Genomic DNA, 11,408 nt, shown 5'->3' on the forward strand with positions numbered 1-11,408 from the left:
AGCTGCCGAAGGCTGCGATCTGTTGAGGTTGCTTTTAAAACCAACATCAAAAGATCGCAGCCTTCGGCAGCTCCTACAGGGATTCGTGGGTACCTTTTCAGTACCCGGTCATTTCCAGATAGCCCTGGCCGGGATGGCTGCCGCTGATGTGCACCGGGCCTTCCCAGTACGGGATGCGCAGGTTCATCCAGGCATTGGGGTTGAGCGCGTCGAGGGTGATGTCGAGGTGTTTGTCGGGGATGCTGATCGACCATTTCACCGGCATCGCCCGGCCGGCGACTTTTGCGGTGTCTTGCGGGGTGAGTTGGATCTGCGAACTGCGCAGGGTTTGCGTCTGACCGTCAGCAGCGATCCACGTGCCGGTGAGATACGGCGCACCGTCCTTCTGACGCATGCGGTAAAGCATCACGTGTTCGCCGCTGTCCAGGTGCAGAGAGAACCAGTCCCAACCGGTTTGATTGGCGGTCAGCGGCTGGCTGCTCCATTCGCGATCGAGCCACGCGGGGCCACTGACGGCGTAGCTCTGGCCGTCAATCTGCAATGTGCCGCTAGCCTGAAAAAACGGCTGACTGTAGTAATACGACGCCTGACCTTCTTCGGATTTCTGACTGAAACCCTTGTCGCCCTGCAGCACCAACGGACGACTCGAGGTGAGGTGCAGTTGATAGGCGAAATCCTTGTCGCGAGCGCTGAGTTGCAGGTCGCTCAGGGGATCCTGCGCCTGACTGGCGAACCGCCAATCATCGATCCACGCCTCGAACGGTGTTAGCCGCACACCGGCCTGCCCCACCCCGCCTCGGGCGTAACGTTCGGCGGCGTGATGCACCGTGCTCGAAGTCACCGCCGCATGCCCCAGCCAGATCGTCTGATCAGCCCACCCGGCCTGCTCCGCCACTGGTTTCAATGCACTGCGAAACAGCGTCCACTGCACGCCGAATTCGTTACCCTGCTGATCCTTGAGATTGGCGGTGACGTACCACCACTCGATGCGAAAACCCGCATGGGCAGCGTGATCTGCCGGAAAACTGAACACCCGCCCCGGCACCACCGGCGTAAACGCCATCGCCTGATTGCCCATCCCGGCGAAGCCCTTCTGCTCCGGTGCCGATTGATCGCAACCGCCGAGCAGCAACAAAATCATCAGCACAACGAAGTTAATCCTCATGGGCAAACGTCCTCAACAGGTCCGCCGGTTGCGTGCGGTACAGCGAGTACAGTGGCCACGCCGAGGCCAGTAACGTCGCCAGCAACGCCAGCCCCATCAATTGCAGCAATTGCAGCGGAAACACCCGCAACGGCAACCGCCAGCCAAACGCCTGAACGTTAATCACCGCATCCAGGCACCATGCCAGCGCGATCCCCAACGGCAACGCTAACACCAGCGTCAGCACCGCCAACAGCCAGGTCTGACCAAGATTGAGCAGCATCAATTGCCGCCGCGTTACGCCCAACGCCCACAGCGGTGCGAGTTGACCTAGGCGACTCTGGCTTTGCGTCAGCAGGCTGATGAACAGCGCCACACCCGCCACCGCCAGGGTCAAACTGTTCAACGCCGCCGTCGCCGCAAAGGTCCGTTCGAAGACCTGCACCGACCAGCCCTTGAGCCGCGCCTGATCAACGATGCGACTGTCATCGAGTTGAAAACGCGTCTGCAATGCTGCTAAAAGTCCCGGGATATTCTGCGGGTCAATACGCAAATTGAAGCGGTTCGGCGTCAGTTGCGGCCAGCCGCGCAGCAGGTGGTGGATGCTGACCAGCAAATGCCCCTTGGGATTGCCGTAGTCGGCGTAGATGCCAACGATGCGCGGCGACCAAGTGCCGTTGGGTGTCGGAATCGCCACGTGTTCACCCACGTGTAGTTTCAGGCGCCGGGCGATTTGCTCACTGAGCATCACCGCATCATCCGTGGCCAGATGCGCCCACGGGTCGCTGCCACTGACATCGAGCAACGGCCAGTGCTGGCGGTAATACGCGTGATCGATGATGCCGAACACTTCCGCCGGCCAGCCCTGCAACGTCACCGCGACCTGCCAGTTGGGCAGAATCGCCGCAATGTTCGGCTGCTGTTTTAGCCAGCTGTACATTTCCCGCGACTGCGCCGGATTACTCGGATTGATGTAAAGCTCGGCGCTCAGACGTTGTTCCAGCCAGTCGTTGAAAGTCTGGCGAAAACCGGCGGTCATGCTGCCGGCGCCGATGTTGGCGGCAAGCGCCAGGAGCAACGCCATCAACGCCAGACTGAGTGCCGGCAGTTGCTGACGGCAATCGGCAAGAAACCACTGCCCCAGCACCGAGCGACTGCGCCCGAGCAACTGATTCAACAGCGCGCTGAGCAACACTGGCAAAGCCAACGCTGCGCCGATCAGCAACCCGGCCATCAGGACAAAACCGCTGGCCAGACTGTCGCCCCAGATCAATGCCACCAAGGCCAGCAAACCGAGCACTGCCGCCAGCCAGCCTTGTCGACGCAGCCAACGTGCATATTGCTGATGCCAGGCTTGCGGATCCGCTACGGCCAACAACGGCAAACGGGCGGCGCGCAGCAGACTGTTGGACCCGGCGAGCAAAGCGCCGAGCAGGCTCAAACCGATGCCGCTGAACCACCACCACGGACTGAGGCGCAACTGCCCCGCCACTTCCGCGCCGTACAAACCGCGCAGGCTGGCGGCGACATCCGGCAGCAAGACACTCGCCAGCCAATAGCCGCTGATCACACCGAACAATCCGCCGATCAGCGCCAGCACTCCCAGTTCGACGATCAGGCACACGATCAACATCCGCGCGCTGACCCCGCAGGCGCGCAACGTACGCAGCAGACCGCGTCGTTGCTCAAGAGCCAGGCCAATCGCAGCGTGGACGATGAACAAGCCCACCACGAATGACAAAAACCCTAACGCATCGAGATTCAGGTGAAAACTCTCGGTCAACCGCGCCAGATTGTTTTCCTCGCCGCTGCTTTTGATTTGCAACAGACCTTTGAAGGAGGCCGGCAACTCGGCGTGAAAATCCTTGGGCAGCAACAGGCGCGACAATTGTCCGGGTTGTTCAAGCAGGGTTTGCGCGACGCCGATGTCCACCAGCAATACGCCGGGCGCCATGTCCTTTTGCGCGAGCAGCGGCGGCAATCGCAGACCATTAGCCGTTTGCGGCGTGTCGCCTTCACGCAGATCCAGCGCCTGCAAGGTTTCCGGTGAAATCCACGTACTGCCCGGTGGCGTGAAAAACTCGACAACGCGCTCGATCGGCAACGCCTGCCCGGCCACCGCCGAATCGGCCGGCAACGACACCGGTTCGATACCCATCAATTGCAGCCGCTGATTCTCAATGCCCTTGAGCAGCAACCGCCCCTGCAACAGCGGCGATACCGGCCAGCCCGCTCGGCGCAGATCAACGAACCATTGCTGCGCAAAAGTCGCCCCGTTCGGCGTACTGAGACTGGCCTGCGGTTCGCCACCGATCAATTGGCTGGCCCGCGCGTAACTGTCGCGCGCCTGACTGTTCAGCGCCTCCACGCCGGTGAGCAGACTGGTCGCCAGCCACAAGCCGGTCAGCACGCTGAAAAACTGCACTGGATGACGCCGCCAATGGCTGAGCAGCGCACGCAGGGTTTGTCGGAAAACGATCACGTCAGCCGCCCGCTGGACAACACCACTCGCTGCGCCAATCGGGCCGCGACTCGCGGGCTGTGGGTGACCATCAACAAAGTGGTTGGCGTGTCATCGAGCAATTCCAGCAACAACCGCAATACTTCGTCGCTGGTGGCTTCGTCGAGGCTGCCGGTGGGCTCATCGGCCAACAGCAATTTCGGCTGCGAGGCCAGCGCCCGGCCCAACGCGACCCGCTGCTGCTGACCACCGGAAAGTTGCTCGGGATAACGCTTAAGCAAATCGCCCAAGCCCAGACGCTGCACCAGATGCGCCTGCCAACGCGGCTCGTGGCGCCCGGCCAGGCGTGCCTGAAACGCCAGGTTGTCCTCGACGCGCAAACTGCCGATCAAGTTGAACTGCTGGAACACCAAGCCGATTTCGCTACGCCGCCAGTTCGCCAGTTGCGCTTCGTTCATCGCCTCAAGACGATGCTCGCCGCTGCGAATGCTGCCGCTGTCGACTTTGTCGAGGCCGGCCACCAGGTGCAGCAAGGTGCTTTTGCCACTGCCGGATTCGCCCATCAGTGCCAGGCTGCTGCCGGATTCCAGCGTCAGGTCGACGCCTTGCAGCACCGGCAATGGGCCTTGCGGGGTGAGATAGCTTTTGAAGACGTTTTCAACACGAAGCATGCCGCCACCTGATCGGTCAGTGTGGGGCAAGGATAGCGGATGGCGATGACAGACTTGAATCTTGCAGTGAACTCAATGGCCTCATCGCTGGCAAGCCAGCTCCCACAGGGAATGACGTTGCTCACAAATATTGAATTCACCCTAAAACACTGTGGGAGCTGGCTTGCCAGCGATGGGGCCAGTCCTGCCAGCACAAAGTCTACTGACCAGCCGCCACACTCGTCGGCGCCTGCGACGGCGTGACAATGCTGCCCAGATCAATGTGCTTCCACTCAGGCTTGGCCCCCAACCGCGCATTGAAGCGGTAGTTGAAGGTGAACTCATCCGCCGTCGCGACACTCAGTGGCTTGCCATAAACAGCCTCGATCCCCGCCAGGTCATAGCCCATCAACTGCAACAGCGTCGGGAAAATGTTGTAGTGGCTGGAACGATCCTTGTTCGCCGCCAGTTGTGCCGACCAGTCCAGCGTCTTTAGAGCACTGCCTTGAATCACCACCAGCGGCACCAACCCTTCCTCCTCCACCGGATCACCACCGCAATGGGTGTTCAACCCCGGATTACCGCGCTCGTGCAGATCCTGGCCATGATCAGAGGTGTAGATCAGCAGCGCATTGTTCAGATTGCCTTGGGCGAACACCCGCGCGAAAAACTCGCCGACGTTCCACAACAGGGTGTTCTTGTAGGCATTGCGATACAGCACCCAGTCATCCGGCTGGCCATTGAAGCCGTTGCGCTCGCCGGTATCGGCCACTTCGGTGAACTGCCCGCGCGGCAAGGTCGGGCGGTAAGCCATGAACGCATCCGGGTATTTGTCGTGCACCGGAAAATGCGCGCCGACCTTGTTGATCACCACCAGCTCCGGCTTGTCGTCGTTGAGCAGTTCGATCAGCTTCGCCGCTGCTGCCATGTCGCGGTCGCGCACGCTGGTCTGGTCGAATTGCACGAACTGATCGATGTCCTTCTTCTCGGTATCGGTCATCAGGTTCTGCAGATTGCCGGCGGTGCGCTGGGCGTCGATGTACACGGTGCGCAGCCCAGCCTTCTTGGCGTACTGCCAGATCGACGGCAACGTGGTGTTGATGCGCATGTAGTCGGCGCGGGTGCCGCCGTAACGCAGGGTCACGTTAGTGTCGGCGCTGCAATTGGCGATGGACGCGGCGAAGCCGTAATTGAAGATGTCGACGCCGGCGTGCGCCTGCTTGAGGTTACTGTGCACGCCGAACGGCGCGTTGATGTCCAGGTAATTGCCGGAGATGCTTTCGTCGATGATCAGCACGATATCGTGGCCGACCGCTTGCGAGTTGCGCGCCAGCGTCACCGGTTCACGCGGGCCGACGGTGTTGTGCAGCGCTTCGTAGGCAAACAGGTTGAGGTAGGCCAGCGGCGTGTACATGATCGGCAAACCCCGGGCGCCCTCACCCGCACGCAAAAACAGCACAGCACTGAGCAGCAGCACACCACACAGCGGCGCCGCCACACGCAAGGCGTTGGGAATCGCCAGGCTATGGCGGGGTTTCAGACCGATGGCGAACAGCAACAGCAAACCGCTAAGCACGCCACGCAGGATCGCGTCCCGGTACTGGTACGCCGCTTCCTGGATGAAACCGCCGGAGTAAACCAATGAAACGAAACCGCTGTAGGTCAGGTAATCCGCCGTGACCCGGGTATAGACATCGAAAAACACTGCCGAGACAAACATTGCCAATGCGAAAACGTGGCGAATGAGAGCCTGTTTTATATACGCCGTTAGATATAACGCTAAAGTCAGCGCCAAAAACATCGCGCCAAAAAGAAGTACAGAAAAACTGAGGCCGATAGCATTTAACCGATCAATGTAATATTCGGAATAAATCAGTAAATAAACAATTAAGAACATTTCTTTGGCATATCTGAACATGGCGATACCGATCGGGCAAAACGGCAGGGAGTCAAAGGTTTGTCAGTCAGAACCTGACACTAGCACCCGGCCATCAAAGCGCAAGAATTGACTGTTTTCAGTAGAAAGCGTCAAAAAAACGGTGACTCAAATCTGACACAACTCAAACGCTACAAGCCTTTAAATTAAAGGCTTAAGACCGTTTATCGCTTATTTAAAATCTGAACAAATCTGCACAAAAGCAACAAATTCAATCGCAGCAATGACTTGATGGCCAATCGCCAAAAAATGCTCAAGTGTTATACAGATGCAACATGTCATTTTGCTGACACGCTTTTCAAACGCTGCGCTATACCCCTTTAACAATCTCATTCCGTAGTTAACTTTTGGTATTATTGAGGTGCGCAGATGGACGTGAGCGTATTTGGCACTGGCTATGTCGGACTTATACAAGCCGCCGCACTTGCAGATGTCGGTCATCGCGTTTTATGCGTGGACATTGACCCAAACAAAATTAAACAACTGCAACAAGCAGTGCCGCCCATTAGTGAGCCAGGTTTGTCCAGCACGCTTGAGGAAAACATCAAGGCCGGCCGCCTGTTGTTCAGTACCCAGGCCAGTGACGCGGTCGAGCATGCCGAGCTGATTTTCATCGCCGTCGGCACCCCCGCCGATGAGGACGGCTCTGCCGATCTCAGCCACGTGCTCAACGTCGCCCGCCAAATCGCCTCGCACATGGAGGCCGATCGCACGCTGATCATCAAATCCACGGTGCCGGTCGGCACCGCCGATCAGGTGCTGGCCACCGCCAACAGCGAATTGCTGCGTCGCGGCAAGACTGATCTGCAAGTGCGGGTGGTGTCCAACCCGGAATTCCTCAAGGAAGGCAGCGCCCTCGCCGACTGCATGCGCCCGGACCGGATCATCGTCGGCACCCGCGATGACGCGGCCCGCGAGCAAATGAGCGAGCTGTACGCGCCGTTCTGCCGCAACCACGAAAAACTGATGTTCATGGACAACCGCAGCGCCGAGCTGACCAAGTACGCCGCCAACGCCATGCTCGCCACGCGCATCAGTTTCATGAACGAGCTGGCCAACCTCACCGAACTGCTCGGTGCCGACATCGAAGCAGTGCGCAAAGGCATAGGCTCGGATCCACGCATCGGTTACCACTTCATCTATCCGGGCTGCGGCTTCGGTGGCTCGTGCTTTCCCAAAGACCTGCGCGCGCTGCTGCACACCGCCGAACACAACGGCATGCCGCTGAAACTGCTGCGCAGCGTCACCGACGTCAACGACCTGCAGCGGCACATCCTCTTCAGCAAACTGAAAGCGCAATTCCCGCAAGGCCTGGCCGGTAAGTCCATCGCGATCTGGGGCTTGGCGTTCAAACCCAACACCGATGACATGCGCGAAGCCCCGAGCCGCTATCTGATGGATGCGCTGTGGGCCGAGGGAGCCAGCGTGCAGGCCTACGACCCGGAAGCGATGTCCGAATGCCGGCGCCTCTACGGCTACCGCAACGATCTGCACCTGTGCGCCACCCGCGACGACACCCTGGAAGACGCCGACGCACTGGTGATCTGCACCGAGTGGAAAAACTTCCGCGTGGTCGATTTCGAGTTGCTCGCCGAAAAGCTCCGTTCGAGGGTGATCATCGACGGCCGCAACCTGTACAACCCGGAACAAGTCGCCGCCGCTGGTTTGCATTACAGCGGCATCGGCCTGCGCCACATTGCGCCTGAAGGACTACGGCCATGAAGGTGCTGGTCACCGGTGCGGCCGGTTTCATTGGTGCCCATTGCGTGCTGCGGCTGCTGCGCGACGGGCATTCAGTGGTCGGTCTGGACAACTTCAACGCCTACTACAACCCGCAATTCAAGCACGACCGCGTGCAGTGGGTGCGCGAGCAGGCCGGCGATTTCCAGCTCGCTACGGTTGACCTGGCCGATGCCTCGGCCATCGCAGCGCTGTTTGTCCGCGAACGTCCGCAAGTGGTGATTCACCTCGCCGCGCAAGCCGGGGTGCGTTACTCGCTGGACAATCCCAAGGCGTATCTGGACAGCAACCTCAACGGTTTCCTCAATATTCTCGAGAGCTGCCGGCATCACCCGGTCGAACACCTGATCTACGCGTCATCGAGCTCGGTTTACGGCGCCAATCAGCACACGCCCTACTCCGTGAAAGACGGCGTCAATCACCCGCTGTCGCTGTACGCCGCAACCAAGAAAGCCAACGAGCTGATGGCGCACAGTTACAGCCACCTGTTCGGCATTCCCTGCACCGGCCTGCGCTTTTTCACCGTGTACGGGCCATGGGGTCGGCCGGACATGTCGCCGATCCAGTTCGCCCGGGCGATCAGCGAAGGCACACCGCTGAAGCTGTTCAACTACGGCGAGCACCAGCGCGACTTCACCTACATCGACGACATCATCGAGAGCATCACCCGCCTTATCGATCAGCCACCGCAGGTCAACCCGCAGTGGGATCGCGAGCAGCCCGACCCGGCCAGCAGCATGGCGCCGTGGCGCCTGTTCAACATCGGCGGACAGCACCCGGTCGAGCTGAAAACCTACCTGGCGCTGCTGGAAAAACACCTTGGCCAGAAAGCCATTGTCGAGCTGCTGCCACTGCAACCGGGTGACGTACTCAACACCTGCGCCGAGGCCAGCGATCTGGCCCAGGCCACCGGATTTCAGCCCCGGATAGAGCTGGATGAGGGACTCGGACGCTTTATCGCCTGGTTCCGCGACTACTACCCCACTGCCTATCGCCCACGCGCCGTTCGCGGCTGAATTCATGTGGAGGACTCCATGACTGGACATGAGAAAGGTGTACCGATCCTAGAAATGCGCCGCGACAAGCGCGTGGATCCCGAGCACCGAATGCGTCTCGACGCGGCGATTCATCGCCAGGGTCGCGGCTGGTTCACGGGCCGCGACGGCGGTCGGCCATGGCAACTGTCACGCACCAATCGCGTGGTCGCCTGCCTCGGTGCGCTAGTCATTCTGGTACTGATTTCACCACTGTTGCTGGGCCTGGCACTGGCCATCAAATACTCCAGCAAAGGCCCGGTGATGTTCGTACAAAAGCGCACCGGCTACCGCGGTCGCAAATTCGGCATGTACAAATTCCGCACCATGGTCGCCAACGCCGAAGAATTGAAAGAGTCGTTGCGTCACCTCAACAAGCACGGTGCCGACGCCATCGATTTCAAAATCGACCACGATCCGCGCATCACCCGCATCGGCGGTTTCCTGCGGCGCACCAGTCTTGATGAGCTGCCCAACCTGATCAATGTAGTGACCGGCGACATGCGCCTGGTCGGCCCTCGCCCGACCTCGTTCAACGCTTACCGCTACAAGGACAATCACCTCGCGCGTCTGGCGATCTACCCCGGCATGACCGGCCTGTGGCAGATCTCCGGACGCAGCAATATCGACTTCGACCAGCGCGTTGAGTTGGACCTCAGCTACATCGCCGAGCAGAGCCTTCTGCTTGATCTGAAGATTCTGTTGAAAACCCCCTTCAAAGTATTCAGCGGCCACGGAGCAAGCTAATGGACGGTTCAACCAACAAAAGCCTGAACATCGCCAACCCCAGCGAATCGAACCTGACCTCGACCGTGCTGGATCTCGATCTGCGGATCCTGTTCCTGACCGCCGCCAACCCCGGCTCAGGCACCACCACCAGTGCGCTGGCGCTGGCCAGCCAACTGGCGCAAATGAGCAGCGGCCAAGTGCTGCTGGTCGATGCCAGTCAGTCGGCGAGCAATCTCACCCAGCAGTTGAACCTGAGCAAGGAGCGCGGCCTGCGCGACTTGCTGTTCAACCCCGACAAACCGCCGCTGTTGCAGGACTGCGTGGTGCAGGTCTCGAGCCTGCCGTTCCACGTGCTGCCCAACGGCCGGCCGATCCGCACCCTGGAGCACTTGACCGCCGAGCGTCTGAGCCCGTTGCTTGATCAATTGGGCAGCCAGTACCGCTTTGTGGTGATCGATGGCGACGCGGTGTACTCCGACGCCGACACGCTGGTCATCAGCACTCAGGTCGATGGCGTGGTGCTTGTCGTACGCGCCGAAGACACCCGCTGGGAAGTCGCGCAAGCCGCCGTGCAACGCCTGACTCAGGCCGGAGCAAAAGTGGTCGGTAGCGTGTTCAACCGGCGCAAGTACTACATGCCCAAATGGCTTTACAAAAACCTGTAAGCGAACGCAAAGGATGACGCCATGAACGCCAAAATGCTTGTCCTGCTGTTGCTGCCGCTTGCAGGCTGCTCCAGCAATTCCGACACCCGCAACATGCCGGTGAATATCCTCACCGCCACACCGGCCAATGCGCAAGCCACCGACATGCCGAGGGTCGAGCAGACCCTGCGCCCGAAAGACGTGCTGGATGTGATTTTCCACATCAGTACCAGCGGCTCGGACGCTTACCGCGTGCAGTCGGGTGACCAGATCGGCCTGAACTTCACCGCCGCCAGTCAGCTCAACGGCACGCAACTGGTGCTGCCTGACGGCACCATCGAACTGCCGGGCGCCAACACCTCGGTGAAAATCGCCGGGTTGACCAGCGACGAGGCGCGGCAGGAAATCCAGCGCGCCTATCAACGCAAACAGTTGTTCCAGCCCAACCGCAATCAGCTCTCGGTGCAGATTCTGAGCCCGCTGAGCAATGAGCAAAACCTTAAAAGCGCGCTGAACCACCCGGCCACCGGCATGAGCCGTGAAATCACCGTGGGTACCGATGGCTATGCGAGTTTTCCGGAAATCGGCGCTGTGCCGCTGCAAGGCATGACCGTCAATCAACTGGAAACCTTCCTCAACAGCAAGTACGCGCAACTGCCAGGACGGATGACTGTGGATGTGCTGCTCAAATCCACCGCCGGCAACGAGATCTACGTGCTCGGCGAAGTCGCTCAACCGGGCTCGTACCCGATCCGCCGGCCGGTGTCGGTACTTGAAGCCCTGACTCTTGCCCGAGGTACCAACGTCAAGGCACGCCTGGATTCGGTAGTGATCATGCGGCGCAACGGCAATCAGGTGCAGGCCATGAACTACGACGTCGAGAAAGCACTGTCGGGCGATGCGCCACAGATCGCCTACCTGCAACCGGACGACATGCTCTACGTACCGAAAACCAAACTGGCCAGCGCCGGCGAACTCGCCCGCCAACTGGCCGATGTGGTGCTGTTCCAGGGCGTGGGGTTCAGCTTCGGCTACCGCGTCGACAACAAAGGCAGTGACAACTGACTCTC

The 11,408-nt window shown here is 60.0% G+C and carries 9 protein-coding genes; 5 read left to right on the forward strand and 4 right to left on the reverse strand.

All coding sequences use genetic code 11. The annotated features are described in order from the left end of the window. Window positions 1–97: 97 nt before the first annotated feature. The 4 genes from CKW14_RS03905 to CKW14_RS03920 form a co-directional block, all read right to left on the reverse strand. Complete coding sequence (locus CKW14_RS03905) at window positions 98–1,165, reverse strand: lipocalin-like domain-containing protein (protein WP_095124744.1); 1,068 nt, start codon at window positions 1,163–1,165, stop codon at window positions 98–100. Beyond that, window positions 1,155–3,626: an FtsX-like permease family protein gene (locus tag CKW14_RS03910; protein WP_095124745.1), complete on the reverse strand. Its 2,472-nt coding sequence runs from the start codon at window positions 3,624–3,626 to the stop codon at window positions 1,155–1,157. The genes CKW14_RS03905 and CKW14_RS03910 overlap by 11 nt, the downstream gene beginning before the upstream one ends. After that, entirely contained in the window at window positions 3,623–4,276 is a 654-nt protein-coding gene (locus CKW14_RS03915; RefSeq protein ID WP_095047538.1) for an ABC transporter ATP-binding protein, read from the reverse strand. Before CKW14_RS03915 ends, CKW14_RS03910 begins: the two co-directional genes overlap by 4 nt. 199 nt (window positions 4,277–4,475) lie before the next feature. Beyond that, window positions 4,476–6,173, reverse strand: coding sequence for a sulfatase-like hydrolase/transferase (locus CKW14_RS03920; RefSeq protein ID WP_095124746.1), 1,698 nt, complete (start codon window positions 6,171–6,173; stop codon window positions 4,476–4,478). Window positions 6,174–6,560: 387 nt separating this feature from the next. Here CKW14_RS03920 and CKW14_RS03925 point away from each other — a divergent pair, with 387 nt between their 5' ends. Genes CKW14_RS03925 through CKW14_RS03945 form a run of 5 tightly spaced genes read left to right on the forward strand, consistent with a single transcriptional unit; the run spans window position 6,561 to window position 11,403 of the window. Continuing rightward, entirely contained in the window at window positions 6,561–7,913 is a 1,353-nt protein-coding gene (locus CKW14_RS03925) for a UDP-glucose/GDP-mannose dehydrogenase family protein (RefSeq protein ID WP_095124747.1), read from the forward strand. Then, window positions 7,910–8,947 carry an NAD-dependent epimerase gene (locus tag CKW14_RS03930; protein WP_095047541.1) on the forward strand — a complete coding sequence of 346 codons (1,038 nt, stop codon included), beginning with the start codon at window positions 7,910–7,912 and terminating at the stop codon, window positions 8,945–8,947. Before CKW14_RS03925 ends, CKW14_RS03930 begins: the two co-directional genes overlap by 4 nt. Window positions 8,948–8,965: 18 nt before the next feature. After that, window positions 8,966–9,712 (forward strand): sugar transferase, encoded by a 747-nt coding sequence (locus tag CKW14_RS03935; protein WP_095124748.1) that lies wholly within the window; start codon window positions 8,966–8,968, stop codon window positions 9,710–9,712. Next, a complete protein-coding gene (locus CKW14_RS03940; RefSeq protein WP_095124749.1) occupies window positions 9,712–10,359 on the forward strand; it encodes a CpsD/CapB family tyrosine-protein kinase in 648 nt (215 codons plus the stop codon). Before CKW14_RS03935 ends, CKW14_RS03940 begins: the two co-directional genes overlap by 1 nt. Window positions 10,360–10,380: 21 nt before the next feature. Next, window positions 10,381–11,403: a polysaccharide biosynthesis/export family protein gene (locus CKW14_RS03945; protein ID WP_038369600.1), complete on the forward strand. Its 1,023-nt coding sequence runs from the start codon at window positions 10,381–10,383 to the stop codon at window positions 11,401–11,403. The last annotated feature ends 5 nt before the right edge of the window (window positions 11,404–11,408 follow it).

Source organism: Pseudomonas sp. Irchel s3a12 (assembly GCF_900187485.1).
In the GTDB taxonomy this organism is placed as follows: Bacteria; Pseudomonadota; Gammaproteobacteria; order Pseudomonadales; family Pseudomonadaceae; genus Aquipseudomonas; species Aquipseudomonas neuropathica.

What these genes read in the sequence shown, in the direction of transcription:
- CKW14_RS03905 (WP_095124744.1), bottom strand. Translation starts at nt 1,165, where the DNA reads ATGAGGATTAACTTCGTTGTGCTGATGATTTTGTTGCTGCTCGGCGGT.
- CKW14_RS03915 (WP_095047538.1), bottom strand. Translation starts at nt 4,276, where the DNA reads ATGCTTCGTGTTGAAAACGTCTTCAAAAGCTATCTCACCCCGCAAGGC.
- CKW14_RS03920 (WP_095124746.1), bottom strand. Translation starts at nt 6,173, where the DNA reads ATGTTCAGATATGCCAAAGAAATGTTCTTAATTGTTTATTTACTGATT.
- CKW14_RS03925 (WP_095124747.1), top strand. Translation starts at nt 6,561, where the DNA reads ATGGACGTGAGCGTATTTGGCACTGGCTATGTCGGACTTATACAAGCC.
- CKW14_RS03930 (WP_095047541.1), top strand. Translation starts at nt 7,910, where the DNA reads ATGAAGGTGCTGGTCACCGGTGCGGCCGGTTTCATTGGTGCCCATTGC.
- CKW14_RS03935 (WP_095124748.1), top strand. Translation starts at nt 8,966, where the DNA reads ATGACTGGACATGAGAAAGGTGTACCGATCCTAGAAATGCGCCGCGAC.
- CKW14_RS03940 (WP_095124749.1), top strand. Translation starts at nt 9,712, where the DNA reads ATGGACGGTTCAACCAACAAAAGCCTGAACATCGCCAACCCCAGCGAA.
- CKW14_RS03945 (WP_038369600.1), top strand. Translation starts at nt 10,381, where the DNA reads ATGAACGCCAAAATGCTTGTCCTGCTGTTGCTGCCGCTTGCAGGCTGC.